Origin of the sequence: Desulfovibrio ferrophilus (genome assembly GCF_003966735.1) — a bacterium.
Classification (GTDB): domain Bacteria; phylum Desulfobacterota; class Desulfovibrionia; order Desulfovibrionales; family Desulfovibrionaceae; genus Desulfovibrio_Q; species Desulfovibrio_Q ferrophilus.
On the sequence record NZ_AP017378.1, the window covers coordinates 2,764,449 to 2,782,847 of the forward strand.

Below are 18,399 nucleotides of genomic sequence, written 5' to 3' on the forward strand. Positions count from 1 at the left end.
AACTCCCGGAAACCGGAGAATATCTATGAACCTGTGGCGGTTAGATGACTCACAGTTCTACGAGGTGGCTGCATGCCCGAGCCCAAGGCCCGAGTAAACAACTTCGTAAGCTCATTGAGCTGGCTGGTCTGCCTCTGCAGACCAGCCACAAGCAGATCGCTATCTGCACGGAGCTTTCGAATTTCGAGCTTAAGTTGCGCATTTTCCTTACATAACATGCTCATGGAGGACACAACGAATCGCTGCTGCTGTTCCTGATCCAAACCACTACTGATCTTCTCATACTTTTCCTGCACCGCTAGGCGGTCATCATACAGCGAGAGATATTCGGGACAATAGCGTTCGGCAATTTCGGTGATATGAGGCCAGAGGGTGGTCAGCATTTCCTCGACATCGATTTTACCCTGATTGGCGTCTGCATCCATCTGGGCCATATTCCGCAGAACATCATTAACGTTCTCGTGATAATACCGTCCCGTATCACACGATTGCCAACCCACATTGAGATGCTGGCGCAGGGAAATGTATTCAGGAGCAAGACTGGAATTCAGGCTCTGCTCGCGCCCGCTGAATTCACCCGCGTCCACACCGAACAGGGACATAAAATCAGCCACGACATCGCCATCCTTCAGATGATCACGGTCATAAAGACGAACGATAATGTTTTCCTGCTCATACTGCCCGGCAAAGAGATTCAGAATGCGACCGTGATAAAGATGATGGTCCCGCCTACCAAGCAACAAATCAATATATCTATTCAGAGAGATGGTACAATTCCCCATCTTGATTATCTGATTGTACCAGGAGAGAATATAGTCATCAATTCTACGTAGATATGATATTATTTTAACATTATATCCCTCGAGCAACGACCCCAACTCTGCAAGAAGAGGCTCAACACTATAATTATGACAGAAACTGCAGAAATGCTCATTGCTCAGCACGATATCCTGACAATCCGAGGAGTCAATTTCTGCTCGCAGGGCACTCCAAATGGCTTCGGGCTTGAATGTCTCGTTAAGCCAAACCGGTATCTTGTGCCCATGCTTTTGGAAAATCGAAGAGACCAGGTGAACATGCCCATTCTGCTCCAGACATCCTGTCTCGGGATACAATACGCCCTGCTCAGCCAGGGCATCGCGGTTGTGCCACAGAAAATGCTGCAGCGCAGTGGTTCCGGTCTTGAAATATCCGATATGTAAATACACGGTTTTCATACCACCCATCCTTTCATTGTCCCAGCCAGACAGACGAAGCCCAGCAAATCTGCCGGTCATTGTATGCCCATCCCAGGGTCAGAGAATATGGAGGAGGATGCCAGTCTCGGCGGCGTTGGCGAAAATTAATGAAACTCAAAAAGCGATGACAAGGCCAATCCCTTGTTCTGGCTACCCTGCAATTAATGCAGAACGTTGCCCCCTCACCGCAGTATAGCAAAATCAATGCCGTTCACCTTACATCAAGACCGCCTTGCACGGTTTCCTTCTGCTTCGGCCCTCCATAAACCGCCACTTCGGGAGCAGTAAAAATCACACCAGCGATTCTTGCACTGCATCGCCTTGTGTGAAAGGCATAAAAAAAAGCAGCGTGTCGGATTCATGACACCTCTAAAGATCATACAAAATACAAAAACCATATGCAGTCTCAGGCCTGTTCGGTTTTAATCGCCCAACAATGGAAAAGCCCCGACATCTAAACACGGGGCATCTTCTCCTGGAACCGGAATGATCTGACCACGACACAGAGCAGAAAATCACACCTCCTCCTTCCTGACACAAACAAAAACCCCCGACCGCCTTGCGACGATCGGGGGATTATTCTCTGTGGTGGGCCGTGTTGGGCTCGAACCAACGACTCTCTGCTTAAAAGGCAGATACTCTGCCAACTGAGTTAACGGCCCACGCGGGGAAGCAGTTGATATCTAGGGTGCCTCCGTCTGTCAAGGGAAATATACCCTTGACCGAAGAACATCTGCAACCAGAACCTGTTTTTTCTGCCCAAGCAGGCGATATCACACCAGTCAGGGCCGGGCTCCCTTTCTCAGAACTCATTCAAAAAAATCAATTCCGACCTCACATACTCTTCAAAAACATCGAGATCGAGGAGCAGATGTGAAGGACCCCTGTAGCTATTCTGATTTCAAAACCTCAAGTCCGCCCATGTAGGGCCGCAGAACCTCGGGAATGACGATACTGCCATCGGCCTGCTGATAGTTCTCCAGCACGGCAACCAGAGTCCGGCCCACGGCCAGCCCGGAGCCGTTCAGGGTATGCACCAGCTCGGCCTTTTTGGCGCCCTTGCGCTTGAAACGAATACCACCTCGCCTGGCCTGGAAATCCATGCAGTTGGAGCAGGACGAAATCTCACGGAACTTGTCCTGACCGGGCAGCCAGACTTCCAGATCGTAGGTCTTGGTGGCAGAGAAACCCAGATCGCCGGTGCACAGGGTCACGACCCGGTAATGCAGGCCCAGCTTCTTCAGAATATTCTCGGCGTGTTCACGCATCTCTTCCAGCGCGGCAAAAGAATCCTCGGGCTTTTCGAAGCGCACCATCTCCACCTTCTGGAACTGATGCATACGAATCAGGCCCTTGGTGTCCTTGCCATAGGAGCCGGCCTCGGAGCGGAAGCACGGAGTCCAGGCCGTGTACTTCAGCGGCAGCTCATCCTCGGCAATGGTCTCCTCACGGTGCAGGTTGGTCACCGGCACCTCGGCGGTGGGGATCAGGTAATAATCTGTGCCCTCGAGCTTGAACAGGTCTTCGGCAAACTTGGGCAACTGGCCCGTGGCGGTCATGGTCTCGGTATTGACGATGACCGGGGGCATGATCTCCTTGTAGCCGTGCTCAAGGGTCTGCACATCCAGCATGAAGGATGCCAGGGCGCGCTCCAGACGAGCGGCCCAGCCGCGATAGACCACAAACCGGCTCCCTGCCAATTTGGCTCCGCGTTCGAAGTCCAGCCCGTCCAGATTGGCGCCCAGTTCGTAATGCTCCTTGGGCGTGAAATCGAATTCGGGCTTCGCGCCCCAGCGGAAGACCTCGGGATTATCAGCGTCGTCATTGCCATCCACCACACTCTCGTGCGGAATATTGGGCACGGACTCCAACCAGTCGCGGACCTCGGCGTCCACCTGACGCAGCTCCTCATCCAGAGACTTGATACGGTCGCCCACCTCGCCCATGCGGGACACCAGATCGGCCGCGTCCTCGCCGGCTTTCTTGCGCTTGCCGATGTCCTTGGACACGGTATTACGCTCGGCCTTCAGGACCTCGGCTTCGGCAATGAGCGCACGGCGGCGTTCGTCCAGACCGGTAAAGGCATCCACGTCCACCTTGGCGCGGCGGCGGGCCACGGATTCACGGACCACATCCAGATTCTTTCTGATAAACTTGAGATCGAGCATCTATCCTCCAACCGCCGGAGACTCCGGCCGGGTTCTTGCTGAAAAACTCCGGGAATTCATCGCCCCGGCGCAACCGAAACTTATAGAGGTTCCGCCACCGCCTTGCAAGTCGTGCGGCGGTATGAGGTTTGCAACAATTTCGACTGCGACTTATGACGGCTCAAAGCCGTATTCACCCAACAAGGATGTTGAGCATGGATCTTTCGGGTTTCAAGTATATTGTTGTGGGCGCAGGCCTGTTCGGAACCACCGTGGCAGAGCGTATTGCCAGCGACATGGGGCTTCCCGTCGCCATCGTGGATCGCCGGGATCATATCGGGGGCAACTGCCATTCCGTCACGGATGCGGACACGGGCATCGAGTGTCATGTTTACGGCACCCATATCTTTCATACCAAGCGCCGCCGGGTCTGGGACTGGATCACGCAGTTTACGCAGTTCAACAGCTACCGACACAAGGTGCTGACCCGCTATGACGGACGCGTCTTCCCCATGCCCATCAACCTGACCACCATCAACAGCTTCTATGGCATTGATCTGGCTCCATCCGAGGTCGAGGCCTTCGTCCTTGCCGAAGCAGCCCGCGACCGGGTGGAGGAACCCGCCAACCTCGAGGAAAAGGCCATCTCGCTGGTGGGACGCCCGCTCTACGAGGCCTTCATCCGCGGCTACACCCTGAAGCAGTGGGAGACCGACCCGAAGAATCTACCCGCCGAGGTCATCACCCGCCTGCCCTTCAGACACAGCCGCGAGGTGGACTACTTCACCGACCCCTGGCAGGGCATCCCCCTGGGCGGTTACGCTGAGATGTTCAAGGCCATTCACGCCCACGAGAACATCCATGTCTTCCTGAACACGGACTACTTCGCCGTGCGCGACATGATTCCGGCAGACGCCACAGTCATTTATACGGGCCCGGTCGATCGTTACTTCGAGAACCGCTTTGGCGAGTTGGCCTGGCGTACTATCGACTTCGAGCGCGAGGTGCACCCGGTATCCGACTATCAGGGCACCTCGGTCATGAACTACGCCGATCCGGATACACCATGGACGCGTATCCACGAATACCGGCACCTGCACCCGGAGCGTGACTACAAGGCCGGGGGCACCGTGACCTTCAAGGAATTTTCACGCCACGCCGCAGGGCAGGACGACCCGTACTACCCGGTCAACACCCCTGCCGACATCGAACGCCTGGAGCAATACCGACAGCTCTCCGAAACAGAGACAAACGTCCTGTTCGGCGGACGACTGGGTGGCTACAAATACCTGGACATGGACACCACCATCCTGGCGGCCTTGGAGATGTTTGATGAAAAAATCAAGCGCTGACCATGGAAGGCTGTGCTCGAGACAGCCTCCAACCGCCTTATCAGCAAGTTAGAACGCCGCCGCAAGGTGGCGTTTTTCATTGGCGAACAACATTTATTGCCGCCATGAAAGTTTCGTTTGACCTCTTGATAGGAATCAGTTCTATTAATAGCAATTCTATAAAACTATAGCCTAAAGCTATCAGGAGGACACTCTGATGCCTGCCAAGAAAAAAGAAGAAGCCGTGGGTTGCGCCCGCCCAACCGGCGGCCCGGTCGGCGAAGCACCCAGCGAGGAAGCAGCCGCCGCTGCGGCACCTGCCGCCACGTCGCCGTCCATGACCATGAAACTGGGGCACAAGGCCCCGGACTTTGCAGCCCCGGCCTATCACAAGGGCAAGTTCACCAGCGTCAAACTGTCCGACTATCTGGGCAAGTGGGTGGTGTTGTGCTTCTATCCGGGTGACTTCACCTTTGTTTGAGCCACTGAAATCTCGGCGGTCGCCGAGAAGTATCCCGAATTCCAGAAGCTGGGCGTGGAAGTCCTCTCCGTCAGCGTGGACTCGGTCTTTGTGCACAAGATGTGGGACGACCACGAGTTGTCCAAGATGGTCAAGGGTGGCGTGCCCTTCCCCATGGTCTCCGACGGTGGTGGCAAGGTCGGCTCCGTTTACGGCTGCTACGCCCCTGAAGCGGGCGTGGAGAACCGTGGCCGCTATCTGATCGACCCCGATGGTGTGGTCCAGGGCTACGAAGTCCTGACCCCGCCGGTGGGCCGCAACGTGAGCGAGACCTTCCGCCAGATTCAAGCCTTCCAGCTGGTGCGCAAGGGCAAAGGCAAACACGCGACGCCTTCGGGCTGGTTCCCGGGCAAGGACACCCTGAAACCCGGGCCGGACCTTGTGGGTAATGTCTGGAAGGTCTGGAAGACCAAGCAGGCTTTTGAATAGATCGCAAACCTCAACCCAAGAGGAATCGACACGAAGAGAACGGGCGCTCCCCTGGGGGAGCGCCCGTTTTATTATCCATTCTCATCTGCGAGGATTTGCCCTCCGCAATGGAACGCAGCCAGCAGGAGAATTCGGGCCGCTTGACTACGGTTTGATGATGGAACCCAGCACCTCCAGAAACTTACGCATCCATTCAGGATGAGCAGGCCAGGCCGGACCGGTCACGAGATTGCCGTCCACCACCGCATTGCTGAAGGTTTCGTTGTGATCGATCCAGCAGCCACCTGCGCGCTCGATATCAGGGCGCACGGCGGGATAGGCAGTGCAACTTCTGCCATCCACGATTCCGGCGGCCACCAACACCTGCTGGCCATGGCACACGGCAGCAATGGGCTTGTCCGCCTCGTCAAAGGCCTTGACGATCTCGATCACCCTTGCGTTCAGACGGATATATTCCGGGGCACGACCACCGGGGACCACAAGAGCATCGTAGTTCGCCGGGTCAACGGCGCCGAAGTCCGCATTGAGAGTAAAATTATGACCGGGTTTTTCAGTGTAGGTCTGGTGGCCTTCGAAATCATGGATAGCGGTGGCCACCTGATCCCCGGCCTTTTTGTCCGGACACACGGCATGCACCTCATGACCGACCATGGTCAGCATCTGGAATGGAACCATGACCTCGTAGTCTTCCACAAAATCGCCAACCAGCATCAGAATCTTTTTGACTGCCATTTCTGTATTCTCCCTGTTGCGAGGTTATCGTAACTCTTTTTCATCTTGGTACCCTATATACCAAAGGTGACAGAATCATTGCACGTCTTTTCCTGCACCTTTGCATAAAAAAATCCTCCGGCAGCAGGGCTACCGGAGGAGGATGTCTTTTGCGCAAGACGAATCGCAGATCATTCAATTTGCATGAATCGAACGATTGGAGATGCGAACCTACTGATCGGCGATGACCGCGAGCTTACGCCGCAGGTCCGAGAGCACCGTGGCATAGGATCGGGTACGAATCTCGCGTACCGCATCCCCCGAATATTTCTTGTTCAGCTTGTAGTAGTTGCCGTCGATGCCATAGGGCTTGTCGCGATCGTTCCACTGGGCACCGGTGTTGCGCTCGTGCAGGATGCGCAGATGCCCCTGATAGACGGGGGTGCGCCCCTTGGAAACAAGCATCAGATCGTGCTCGGCATCGTCGAATTGCGAGGGCGAGAACTGCAGGTCGAACCCGCCCAGTTCATGCAGCTCGGCCGTGCGGAACATGTGCAGGCAGCCCGTGACCGAGGTACAGGGCCGCATGTAGGAGAACTGCCCGTAATCCAGCACATCCAGACACTGACAGCAGAATCCCACACTGATGTTGTCTTCCTCGCGCGGGGCACCAAGAAATTCGTCGGCATGCTGAACGATGTGCGGACGGGTGCTGTCCACCACGCGGCAGCCCCAGACCGCGGCCTCGGGGTAGGCCCGCTGGGCCGCGCCCATGGAGCCCAGCCAATCCGTGGGCAGGTAGATATCATCGTCCATGTAGATCACATTGTCGCCCTGGCGCACGTCGGGCAGATGCATCAGCCAGTTGCGGGCCGCAGGTGCACCCACATTGACCAGGGTCGACAGAGCCTCGAAACGGTCGGCTCCGAAACGCTCGGCCCAGACCCGTACCACATCGGGGGTGGAATCCGTACTGCCGTTGTCCAGTACCTTGATGCGCGCGTCGCTCAGGTCGGACTCGGCCAGGGATGCCAAAGTATTGTTCAGGCTCTCGCCCTTGTTCCAGGAATAGAGCAACAGGAAGGTCTGCCCATCGGGTGCCGGCCCAGGAGCATCAGCCCCGGTCAACACGTCGTGCAGATGCAGCACAAGGTTGGTCTGCCAGGGTTTGGTCAGCACGGAATCCCGCCACAGGGCAATGGCCCCGGCACGATCGCCGCTGCGCAGCAGACACTCACCCACGCGCAGGTCCAAACCGGGCCATTCCATGGCCCCGGTCAGTTGGCGATAGCCTTCAAAGGCCTCGGCATAGCGACCAAGGTGGAACAGGGCATCGGCCCTGGCCCGTTGGGCATACACGGAGCACAAGCCAGCCGGAAGCGTGCTTGCCATGTCCAGCAGCCACTCCCATTGATTGTGTTCACTGGCGCATTCCGAGGCCTGCCACCACCAGTGCAGATTGCCGGGCTCGGCCCGCAGTTCAGGCTCCACGGCATCGCGCATGGCGTCCCCGCCTTGGGCCAACAGTTCGCCGCGCCTGTCGCGCCAGCTCACCGGACCTCGGAAGGTGTTACCCATGCTGATAATGGCCTCGCGCTTTGCAGGCGACAGGATGCCCCCCAGAGTCTGATCCAGATTGATCAGTTGATGGGCCAGGGTCGGATCTCCAGGATCGGTGTCCCAGGCCTGATGCAGTTGGTCGAAGCCGATAGCCAACAACTGCTCGCGCCCTCTGGATTCCGGGGCAGCGCCCCGCTCCACGAACTGGTTCCCCGCATGGATGCTGAAGAACTTCCCCGAGGTGCAGGTGGTCAGGTACATGCCCAGATCCGAGGGCAGCATGGGCCAGCGGGGTGGTTGATGCGTCGGCACAATGATTCTCCTCAACCCTGCTTGACGCAGTACCACATGGTTTTGCCGCCCTGCGCCATCTGCTCAGGCTTGTCGGCCAAAAATTCATTCACGGCCACGGTCACACCCTCGGCGTAGGTTCCATTGTAATCATCCACGAAGATCATTCCACCCTCGGGAATCCGGTCGTAAAAAAATTCCAAACCAAACTTGGTGCCCGAATACTGGTCGCTGTCCAGAATGACCATGGAGAATTGCTTACTTGCAGGAAAAGCGGGAGGCAGCACATCCTCAAAAAAACCTTTTATTAGACGCACCCGTTGGTTTTTCCCCCAAATTTCGAGCAGATATTGCAACTGCGCGTAGGACGTCTCCTTGAACATGCCTTCGACGTAGTGCGTCTTGCCTCCCATTCTCGGGATGGAATCTTCCTGACGCGGAGCAGGCAGCCCTTCAAAGGAATCCACGGCAAAGATCTTGCGCGAAGAATCCAAAATATCTAATATATCTGCCAGTATAAACGTCCCCCCCCCTGAAAGACACCCAGTTCGGCAACATCTCCATCAAGATGCTCGGTACGCAGGAGTCCTTCAAGAACGGCCTGACGCTTTTCCTTTTCCCACAGGGAGTTGGGCTTGGTCTCAAACGCCCCCAACGTTCTGGATAAGGTATAAAAATTCTGCAGGAACAAGCCATGGTCCTTTTCCGCACACTCACCGAGGGTATGCAGAACCTGTTTCAATTCAGTAATCATGATGCTCTCGCTGCTCCTACCTGAAGTCCTTCAAGCGGGCCAACAAGACTCAGACTGTCCATTTTGGCCAATTTCCCCAGATTCTCAAAATGCTTGAAGCAGAGTTTCAAATCATTGCCGATGGCGTTGCCCATCTTCTTCATCGTCAGGGAAGAGGCATTCTGCCCCACCCCGGAGGATTGATGATGAATGCAACTCACGTGTCCGGTGTACATGATTTTGAAACCCTTGAGACAAAGCATCAGGTCATGCTCGATGTCATCCACCTGGGAAGGACTGAACTGGATATCGAACTGAGGAACCTGCTTCAAGGCATCCACCCGGAACATATGCTGACATCCCATGACGCTTCGGGCTTCACGCACGATGTTGTAGAGACCAGTGTCATATTCTCCGATAGGTGATTCAAGACTCATCTTGAGCATAGTCTCGGTCGCCACATCCACATGCCTGAAAAGATATTGGAGTTTAACCGGACTCCCCGGCGCTACAATCTTGGCGCCAACCACACCTATCCCACTGTCGGACTCCATCACTGTCAAAAAATGATCCAGCCAATCCTCCTGGATTGTCACATCGTCATCCAGGAAGGCCACGTAGTCGGATTCCCAGGTATCACCGTGATTGATGAGCCAGTTGCGGGCCGCAGGCGCACCGATATTGATAGGGGTCTCGATGATCTCGAAATCGTTGTTCGGGAACTTTTCCCGGGCAGCCTTGGCGACCTCCAGGCTTCTGTCAGTACATCCGTTGATCAGCACCTTGATCTTGGCGTTGCCCAGGCGGGTTTTGCTCAGGCTATCCAAGGTCTGCTCAAAGATGGTGGCCTTGTTCCATGTGTAGAGATAAATGCAAACCTTACGCTTCTCGATCAGTTCATGATCAGGGACAAAGGGATTTCTGAGTTCCTTCACCCGCAGACGTACAGGCGTCTGCAACGGATCAAGGGCCAGCGAGCGTTCATAAAACGCAATACCTCGGCCGAGCTGCCCGGCGCGGATGAACAACTCGGCCGCGAGATTGAGTTCGGTCTCGTTCAACGACCCCGTACTCAACTCACCCCAGAGCTTCATGGCGATGTCATCCCGCCCGATTTGCGCGTAGTGCTGAAACAGCGCCGACTTCCACTCGGCCAATACTTCCTCTGGTGGCCGAAAGGCCGTCAGGTATCGTTTGGGATCCAAAGCATCACGCCGGCAATATTCAAGCAGCATTGAGGCCACGCCCAAGCTGGACGGGTTGTTCTTGAGCATCATGGCCAACTCACGCCGCGACTGCTCGCGCTCATCAAAATCGGCGTCAGCCTCGCTAAAGCTCTGCCATTCGGCTTGAGAGATATCGGTTCGCTCCACCATGGCTTTGAGCTGTGGCACCTTGCCCTCGGGAAAAAACAACACCCCGATTTCCAGGGCTTTGCGTTCAAAAGGCCTGCGCTGCAGAAACTTGCCCAGGATATATTTTGCCCAATACGCGGCATCCTGATCAAAGGCCTTTTCGTTCATCAACAAACGATTGATATAGCAAGAAATTACTATCGGTTCTAAGGCAAAGCTGCAGATGTAATTCTGGAGTCGTTGATAGACCTCGGCATTGGTCTGGCGTTCAAGCTGGCCAGCCAAGCCTCCGGTCATCACCTTCATATAATCAAGAAACATAAGCCCTCCTGGCCAATCGTTTCCAGCGTCCTGCTGGCGCATCGTCTCGCAACACTCGCTTTGGGGTACCCATCACACCAACGAGGGGCTGTCGAGCCAGGCATCATAGCGTCTGGCTTCCTCGCGCAGCATGGCAATCACTTCCTGCTGGTCGTACTTGTACAGAATTTTGATTCGGTTGCCATGACTGTTGCCGCCCAGCGCCCTGTCGGCAGCGGCCTGCTTGCCCATGCCCCGCAAATGACGGAATTCGATAAACCCGTTGTAGATCACCTCGTAGCCCTTCATCCGCAGACGCAGATGATGCTCAATGTCCACATACTGGCACGGCGAAAACCGGATATCGAAAAGACCGATGTCCTCAAGCAACGCATCCCGCCGATAGATGTGCAAACAACCGATGACGTGATCCACACGGTCCACGAAGTCGAACTGTCCATAATCGACGACCTCATCGTTGTTGGTCAGCTCGATCTCAGTGGGGCCAAAGCTCGTAAATCTTCGGACTCCGCCGTGGATCACCTTGGGCACACCAGGATTCAGCGCTTTGCCACCAATGGCTGCGGCTTTGGGAAAGACGCGGGAGGTTTTGATCATGTCTTTCAGCCAGGAAGGTGGAATCTCCAGCAGGTCGTCATCACCGATGGCGATGAACTCGGCCGCCGAATGATCGTGCTTCTCCAGCAGCCAGTTATGCCCCGCCGGACGCCCGATATTGGTGGGAAAACGCTCAATGGAGACTTCGACGCCCTCGGGGAATATATCACGGGCCTTTTGCAGGATATCCCAACTTCCGTCCTGTGAGTTGTTATCTGCAATGTACACCGCGTAATTGGAATAATCAGTGGCTGCCAACTGGCGCAGTGCGTTTTCAAGACAATCTGCCCGGTTGTAGGACAAGAGCAACAGATGGACCCGAGGCTCGGGGCTCAAATCCACATTCCGCATTTCTTCCAGCAGCTCCAGCGCCTTGTGCTTGAGTTTGACTTCCTGAGTCTCCGGCAGTTTTGACAGATACTCTAGAGCTCGCTCATTCTCCCCCGAGCGAATCAAAGCCGTGCTGACCGCGCTGGCAATGCCCTGTCTGATGTCATTGCCAAACCGCTTGATCAAGGCGTCATGAACCCCCATGGAGACCATGGTCACGACTTCCATCAGTTCCGCCTCCGAAGGAGAGTCCTCTGTGCGGGCCTGCCCGACAGGAACTGCGGGGTCTCCCTGCAAATCGCGGCATTTCGCCTCGTATTTCTCAGCTTTTTCAATCTCGCCCTTGGCCCTGTAATGGTGAGCCAAATTGGCAAATGACTGCGCTCTTGATTCTGCCACTGGTTCCTCCAATCCCCCTGTAAGAGAAGGGGGCTGACACCTGCCGTCAAACAATCGACGGCCAATCCACATCCTATGGACTGGATCATTCTTTTCCGATAGTTTCAACCAACCGGATTAACCGGATAATCCCGTAAGCCAAGGCATCGTCATGAAAAGCGCCCTGCACCCAACGGGACTCGTCGTCCTAGTCCCATGCCATAACTGTGCCGAATTCATCAGCGAATGCCTTGATTCCATCCTGAAACAGGATTTCGGTAACTGGCGACTGCTGGTGGCCGATGACGCCTCCACGGACAACACCTGCGGCATTGCTGAACGGTATGCCGACCCCAGGATTACAGTACGCCGCGGAATGCCGCGCGCCCATCTGATGGGCAACTTGCTGGCGGGCCTGCGCGAACTTGCCCCCGCCCCGGCGGAGGTCGTGGCCGTGGTGGACGGTGACGACCACTTGCTACCAGATGCATTTTCTCATGTCATGGAAGCTCACGCCAAGGGCTATGACCTCGTCTACACCGACATGCGCATCGACGGGTCCAAAGACTCTCTGGGCGCACAGATGATGGACGGGGTGCCACCACGCAAGCAGCTGTGGTGCATCTCGCACCTGCGAACCTTCAAGGGCTATCTGCTGGGCAGCCTGACGGACGACATGTTCCGGGACGAGGATGGTCATTTTTTCCGGGCAGCGGGGGATCTGTCCCTGTATCTGCCCATGGCCGAGGCCGCCGGTCCGGACAAAACCCTGTTCCTGCCCGAGAAGCTCTATCGCTACCGGGTTCACGAGCACTGCAACTTCAAGCACCGCCGGACCGAACAGCTGGACAACAACGCGCTGATCCGATCGCGACCACCTCTGGCCCCACAGACCACCCACTTCGACTTCAACGAGACCATCAAGAACCCGGACAAACTGGAATTGCGCGCCTTGGGCGAGGAGGTCCGCTCCCGCTATCCGCATCCCTACACAGTACGCCTGGATCACGTTGTGGATCCGCAGCAAGCCGAATCATGGCGAGCCTACCACAACCTCTGGATTGCCGAGGGTGTGTATCTGAACTGCATTGTGGAGGGAACGTGAACAAACAGGGCAGTCGCCCCGAAGTACTGGCCATCATCCCTGCCCGAGGCGGCTCCAAGGGCCTGCCCCGCAAAAACATCCTGCCGCTGGGGGGGATGCCCCTTGTGGCCTGGAGCATTCGTGCGGCCCTGGAGGCCAAGCGGATAACACGTGTGGTTGTTTCCACGGATGATGAAGAGATTGCTGCAGTCGCCCGCAACTGGGGTGCCGAGGTTCCCTTTCTGCGGCCTGCAGAGTTGGCAGGTGACCGCAGCAATGTCATTGAGGGCATCAAGCATGTACTGGCTGAGTTGCAACACAGGGAAGGCTATTCGCCCGACGCCTACTGCGCGCTCTATCCCACGCATCCTTTCCGTCTCCCGGGCCTGATCGACCAATTGACTGCCCTGCTTGTCGACACCCGAAGCAAAGTCGTAACGGCCCGGCAACTCGACACAGCACCCTGCACATGGTCCGTCCCCACAGGCACAGGATATCGATTCATAACTCCGGACCAATCCCAATCACTCCGGCCAGCCTACCGGCCCTATGGGCTGTACGAAGGAAAAACCGTCAAAAAGCCAACGCAACATTTCTGTCTGCATGTCGTGGACGACCCCGTACAACTCATTGACATCGACACGGAGCAAGACCTGCGACTGGCCAATGCCGTGGTCGAGGCCGGGCTGTTCCCCAACGGAGCCCGGCAATGAGAATCATCATCCCGGCAATCATCGACCCCGAGGAATACCTCTCCGGCCTTCCGGACCTGTTCCATCAATTGACGGTGCAGGCCGCCCGAACTGCGATCAAAGCAACATCGTTATCCGAATCCACGTTGATCAGCGTTGTCTACTCCGAACTTCCGGCACAGATCATCAGTGAGTTCAAGGCTACGGGAGTCGAGTTCGTGAAGGCGGGTGAATACGATTCTGTACCTGCACTTTTCCATTTCCTGCCACACGGGTCACAACTCGCTTTGGACCTCATTGGTGCCCACCCATCAGCAACAGCACCCGCGGCAATCCTCAACCCGCGGAATCCAACTCTGACCTGTCAGGACTTGACCTCGGCCCTTGATCAGTTCAGTCGCACCGAAGCCATGTACCTGCTGAGTGCCCGCCCTCCAGAAGACCACCCATGCCAGGGCAAAACCCTTTACGCCCTGCATGCTCCATTTCGCCCGCTCCATGACGGCGCCACCCTTGGCGGCGATTCCACAGGGCGGCAAGTCGTCCATATCAAGAGCAGACTTCCGGCACAGACCCTGCTGGTCCTGATGTGGAGGGGCGGAAAAATCATTCTTTCGCAGGACACGACAGGCCCAGACTCCCGGGCCTGTTTCACTCTCCCCTCCGATTTCGCTCTCCCCGACTCCACACGCTGGGGCTTGATCACTCCCACAGATGCTCCCGGACCTGCACGATTCCTGCTACCATACGTTCCCATAGGAGCAACTTGGGATTGGGACCGAAGCTCGACGCGAGTCACGGACCTGAGGGGCCAAGACATCACCGGCAGGCAAGACTTTCCGCCCCTTGCCCAGCCCGACGGTAGCCTAAGTCTGTTCAGGGCTCCCCTTCCTCAAAGCCCGGATCAGGACCTCGCCCATGACCTTTGGAGACTCCCGGCAGAACATGCCCTGCTCATCAAGGACGGACTCTCTCTTCTGCGATGGCAACTCCTGGCCAGAAACGAACAACAAGCTCCAGACCCCAAAACCACAGGACGGGCGCCCTCTCCCTAAGTCACGGATGACACCCCACTGGCGTGGTTCTTGCTTTAATTATTTCCTCTTTTATTCACTCAACCAAGGTGTTGCCGAAGATGTCCCACCCAAACAGCCTCTGCAAAGATGTCGTCCGCGCCAATGTGCATGGCCTGTCAGCCAAATGGTATCCCCCCCTCCTGGCCGGGGCAGAGACCCTTTCACAGATTCTTTTCGACACCGCCACACACCGGGGTGTGGGAGCCATTCTCGACAAGCTGACACCCGACGAATACGCCGTTTTCATTTCCCAATTCATCGCCAAAGGCATCGAGACCCACGGCAGCCAATGGCGCTATGCAGACATTTGCACAGCCCTCTTTGCCTTAAGCAACAGCCTCAAAGTGGATAACTACCTTGAAATCGGCGTGCGACGCGGTAGAAGTATGTCCATGGTAGCAGGCTGTTGCCCGCAAGCAAGCATTGTGGGGTTCGACCTCTGGATGGATAACTATGCTGGTCTGGAAAATCCCGGGCCTGAATTCGTCCGCCAAGAAATGAGCAATCTTGGATTCCAGGGCTCTCTGGACTTCGTCTCCGGCAACTCCCATGACACCGTCCCCGCCTACTTCGAACAGAACCCCGATGCGACGTTCGATCTGATCACCGTTGATGGCGACCACAGCCCCGAAGGGGCCATGGCAGACCTGCTCACTGTCATCCCAAGGTTACGCATCGGAGGAGCGATCGTCTTTGACGACATCGTTCATCCCCAGCATACTTATCTGATGGACATCTGGAACCGAGCCGTGGCTTCGCGCCCATTTTTCTCTTCATTCAAATTCACCGACCTTGGATATGGTGTCGCCTTTGCGATCAGAAGGAGCTGAGATGAGCGATCAGTCTATTCTCATCACCGGCGTCAACGGATTCATTGGCAGCCACATTGCGCGCCTGCTCAAAAAACGCTGGCGCGTGGTGGGAATTGACACGAATTCCATCGATCTCCATGGGACAACCGACAGATATTGCCAACTCATGCTGCCCGATACAGATATCGAAGGCATTCTGCGCAGAGAACAACCCTCAGCCTGCCTCCATTTCGCTGGCTCGGCCTCGGTGGGACACTCTCTGGAATACCCCTCCCATGATTTTCAGGCAGGCCCAGTTACCCTCTTCCATTTGCTCGACGCCATACGCAAGACCACCCCGGACTGTTCCGTCTTCTTCCCCTCGAGCGCTGCAGTATACGGAAACCCCAAAGCTCTACCCATTTCCGAAGACAGCCCGACCGCGCCCATCTCTCCATATGGCTATCACAAGCTTATGTCCGAACAAGTACTTCAAGAATTCAGTTCCATATACGGCCTGAACTGCGTGACCCTACGCATCTTTTCCTGCTACGGCCCGGGCTTGAAAAAGCAGCTGCTGTGGGACGTCTGCAGCAAGATTCGCCAGAGACACCTGCATCTGTTCGGGACCGGGGACGAAACCAGGGACTTCATCCATGTCGATGATGTAGCGCGCTCCGTGGAGCACTTGCTGAATCAGCAAATCAACAACGGCCTCTTCAATCTGGCAAGCGGAAAACAGACTTCCGTCAAACGCATCGCACAACTGCTCTGTGAAGCTTGGCCCCAGTCTGACATCGCCCCTGTTTTCAATGGAAATTCGCGCCCCGGTGACCCCTTGTACTGGCAGGCCGACGTCTCACGACTGGCGCAATCTGGATTCGAACCTCGCACTCCCCTGGAACAGGGTATCGCCGAGTACGCCGCTTGGTATCAAAGGCAGGACCATGACGCCGAATAGCTCTCCAAGAATTGGTATCCCCGTCATCGCGGACACATGGCTGGGGGGGGTCAACTATGTCATCCATCTCTTTCTGGCTGGATGTTCCCTTCCCGAGGACCTGCGTCCCCGACTTATCCTGGTGATTCCCGAAAAATTCCTCAGGGAACAAGCCATCACCGAACATCGACGCATCCTGCCGTTGGCGGACACCATTATTGCGCGCACAGCCGACCGGCAGCTTGCCGAACAGCTTCTCGGGCCGTCGGTCATCACCTGCAGCACCGAAGCAGAACTTTACCAGCACATCGACTTCCTGTTCCCGGTACACAGCAATGTCCTCGAGGGCTGGCCCGCAGCCTCCTGGATTCCTGACTTCCAACACCGGCGCTTACCTCAATTCTGCCCCAAGGCAGAGCTGGAAAAACGGGATATTGTGGACCGCATGGTTGCGGAACGAGCCCGGTATATTGTCTTCAGCAGCGAGGCGGCCCAAAATGACTTCCGCTGTTTTTTCCCGGATTCGCAAGCTTCGGGCGCCATCCTGCATTTCACCACCATCGCCGAAGAGAGCTGGTTCCAGGGCAACCCGGACGATGTCCGCAAGCACTTCGGCCTCCCGGAACACTTTCTGATCTGCTGCAACCAGTTCTGGATGCACAAGGACCACAAGACGCTCTTCAGTGCCATTTCCGTGCTCAAGCGAATGGGCAAGCCCATCCACCTGGTCTGCACGGGCCCCACACAGGATTACCGCAACAAAGGATACTTCAACGAGCTTCTGGGTCTGCTCAAGGCCCTCGGGATCGAAGAGCTTGTGCATATCCTCGGCCGTATCGACAGAAATGACCAGATCCAGCTGCTACGCGGCAGCCTGGGAGTGATTCAACCATCGCTGTTTGAAGGCTGGAGCACGGTGGTGGAGGACAGTCGCGTTCTGGGCAAGACCATTTTTCTTTCAGATATCGATGTGCATCAGGAACAAGCGCCCGAGCACGGCATCTATTTCAAGGCTGGCGACCCCGCCGACCTGACCCAGAAGCTCCTGACAAATTCGCAGGCCCTTATCCCCACCCACGGGACGGAGCAGGAGGAACAGGCAAGACGTGATGCAGACCAACGCATTCGCCTGTTCGGCCTGCAGTTGCTCCGCATCGCCAAGGAAGGCGTCAGACTGTTTTCCGCAGCCCCGAAAACCATTTCCGCTCCGAAACATACACGGTCCAGTGGCAACGCGCTGACGATCACGACCAGCATCGCCCCAAAGGGTATCCCCAAACAGCGTCGCGCCGTCCTGAGTTGGCTCGAGTTGGGTTTGAAGTCGAATCCCTCAACCCACCCGAAGAAATTCCTCTGGTCCAACCCCATTTCCCGGAGGTCCGGTTCATCCCCGTGGCCCGAAGCGCCAAAGAAACGCTGGGTAAGCCACTGGTCTACCTTGATGATCTCTTTGCCCATTTTTCATCTTCAGGCCGCCAGATCTGTGGCACCGTCAACTCGGACATCATCCTGCGCGGTGCCCCCGACCTTGTGCAACGGATTGAATCGGAAGCTGAAGGATCATTCGTGTTCGGCTCTCGTCTTGATGTGCCCGACGAGCATGCCACGCATGGCGACATGTACAGCCAGGGCTTCGACTTCTTTTTCTTCGATCGAAAGCTGCTGCCCCTGTACAAAAAAACGGAATTCTGCATCGGTGCTCCCTGGTGGGACTATTGGATCGCCCTCATCCCCATTCTCGGAGGATTTCCAGCCAAACAGGTTCGCACTCCCATGGCCTACCATCCCATGCATGAACTGGCATGGTCGTGGGACTGGTATGTTCGCCTGACACGGGAGGCCGTGCGAGGCCTCGGTATTCCAGGTCTTTCACCA

Annotated in this window: 16 protein-coding genes and 1 tRNA gene; 8 read left to right on the forward strand and 9 right to left on the reverse strand. The window is 56.2% G+C overall.

Annotated features, from left to right (window positions below):
* Window positions 1-23: 23 nt before the first annotated feature.
* From EL361_RS12755 to serS, 3 genes are all read right to left on the reverse strand, one after another.
* Window positions 24-1,217 (reverse strand): hypothetical protein, encoded by a 1,194-nt coding sequence (locus tag EL361_RS12755; protein WP_126380123.1) that lies wholly within the window; start codon window positions 1,215-1,217, stop codon window positions 24-26.
* Window positions 1,218-1,824: 607 nt separating this feature from the next.
* Window positions 1,825-1,900, reverse strand: a tRNA-Lys gene (locus EL361_RS12760).
* 228 nt (window positions 1,901-2,128) lie between these two features.
* A complete protein-coding gene (serS, locus tag EL361_RS12765; RefSeq protein ID WP_126380125.1) occupies window positions 2,129-3,406 on the reverse strand; it encodes a serine--tRNA ligase in 1,278 nt (425 codons plus the stop codon).
* Window positions 3,407-3,600: 194 nt separating this feature from the next.
* Here serS and glf point away from each other — a divergent pair, with 194 nt between their 5' ends.
* A complete protein-coding gene (glf, locus tag EL361_RS12770; RefSeq protein WP_126380127.1) occupies window positions 3,601-4,737 on the forward strand; it encodes a UDP-galactopyranose mutase in 1,137 nt (378 codons plus the stop codon).
* Window positions 4,738-4,933: 196 nt separating this feature from the next.
* On the forward strand, window positions 4,934-5,665 hold the full coding sequence (prxU, locus tag EL361_RS17270; protein ID WP_126380129.1) for a thioredoxin-dependent peroxiredoxin: 732 nt from the start codon (window positions 4,934-4,936) through the stop codon (window positions 5,663-5,665).
* Between the two features lie 144 nt (window positions 5,666-5,809).
* Here prxU and EL361_RS12780 read toward each other — a convergent pair whose 3' ends face one another.
* The 6 genes from EL361_RS12780 to EL361_RS12805 all read right to left on the reverse strand — a co-directional run bounded on the left by EL361_RS12780 (window position 5,810) and on the right by EL361_RS12805 (window position 11,962).
* On the reverse strand, window positions 5,810-6,397 hold the full coding sequence (locus tag EL361_RS12780) for a DJ-1/PfpI family protein (RefSeq protein ID WP_126380131.1): 588 nt from the start codon (window positions 6,395-6,397) through the stop codon (window positions 5,810-5,812).
* 210 nt (window positions 6,398-6,607) lie between these two features.
* Entirely contained in the window at window positions 6,608-8,248 is a 1,641-nt protein-coding gene (locus EL361_RS12785) for a glycosyltransferase family A protein (protein WP_126380133.1), read from the reverse strand.
* Between the two features lie 11 nt (window positions 8,249-8,259).
* A complete protein-coding gene (locus EL361_RS12790) occupies window positions 8,260-8,721 on the reverse strand; it encodes a TylF/MycF/NovP-related O-methyltransferase (protein ID WP_232034779.1) in 462 nt (153 codons plus the stop codon).
* 5 nt (window positions 8,722-8,726) lie between these two features.
* Window positions 8,727-8,981: a hypothetical protein gene (locus tag EL361_RS12795; RefSeq protein ID WP_126380137.1), complete on the reverse strand. Its 255-nt coding sequence runs from the start codon at window positions 8,979-8,981 to the stop codon at window positions 8,727-8,729.
* Window positions 8,978-10,636, reverse strand: a complete 1,659-nt coding sequence (locus tag EL361_RS12800) for a glycosyltransferase family 2 protein (protein WP_172961747.1) — start codon at window positions 10,634-10,636, stop codon at window positions 8,978-8,980. Before EL361_RS12800 ends, EL361_RS12795 begins: the two co-directional genes overlap by 4 nt.
* A gap of 72 nt (window positions 10,637-10,708) precedes the next feature.
* On the reverse strand, window positions 10,709-11,962 hold the full coding sequence (locus EL361_RS12805; RefSeq protein WP_172961748.1) for a glycosyltransferase: 1,254 nt from the start codon (window positions 11,960-11,962) through the stop codon (window positions 10,709-10,711).
* Window positions 11,963-12,113: 151 nt separating this feature from the next.
* On the opposite strand from EL361_RS12805, the gene EL361_RS12810 reads away from it, so the two are divergent.
* The 6 genes from EL361_RS12810 to EL361_RS17275 all read left to right on the forward strand — a co-directional run bounded on the left by EL361_RS12810 (window position 12,114) and on the right by EL361_RS17275 (window position 18,355).
* A complete protein-coding gene (locus tag EL361_RS12810; protein ID WP_126380143.1) occupies window positions 12,114-13,046 on the forward strand; it encodes a glycosyltransferase family 2 protein in 933 nt (310 codons plus the stop codon).
* Complete coding sequence (locus tag EL361_RS12815; protein ID WP_197723436.1) at window positions 13,043-13,738, forward strand: acylneuraminate cytidylyltransferase family protein; 696 nt, start codon at window positions 13,043-13,045, stop codon at window positions 13,736-13,738. Before EL361_RS12810 ends, EL361_RS12815 begins: the two co-directional genes overlap by 4 nt.
* The gene (locus EL361_RS12820; protein WP_126380147.1) at window positions 13,735-14,772 is read left to right on the forward strand and encodes a hypothetical protein; all 1,038 of its coding nucleotides are present in this window, start codon (window positions 13,735-13,737) and stop codon (window positions 14,770-14,772) included. The genes EL361_RS12815 and EL361_RS12820 overlap by 4 nt, the downstream gene beginning before the upstream one ends.
* Window positions 14,773-14,852: 80 nt before the next feature.
* Window positions 14,853-15,623 (forward strand): class I SAM-dependent methyltransferase, encoded by a 771-nt coding sequence (locus EL361_RS12825; RefSeq protein ID WP_126380149.1) that lies wholly within the window; start codon window positions 14,853-14,855, stop codon window positions 15,621-15,623.
* Between the two features lies 1 nt (window position 15,624).
* On the forward strand, window positions 15,625-16,545 hold the full coding sequence (locus tag EL361_RS12830; RefSeq protein WP_172961749.1) for an NAD-dependent epimerase/dehydratase family protein: 921 nt from the start codon (window positions 15,625-15,627) through the stop codon (window positions 16,543-16,545).
* Window positions 16,532-18,355, forward strand: coding sequence for a glycosyltransferase family 4 protein (locus EL361_RS17275; RefSeq protein ID WP_232034780.1), 1,824 nt, complete (start codon window positions 16,532-16,534; stop codon window positions 18,353-18,355). The genes EL361_RS12830 and EL361_RS17275 overlap by 14 nt, the downstream gene beginning before the upstream one ends.
* The last annotated feature ends 44 nt before the right edge of the window (window positions 18,356-18,399 follow it).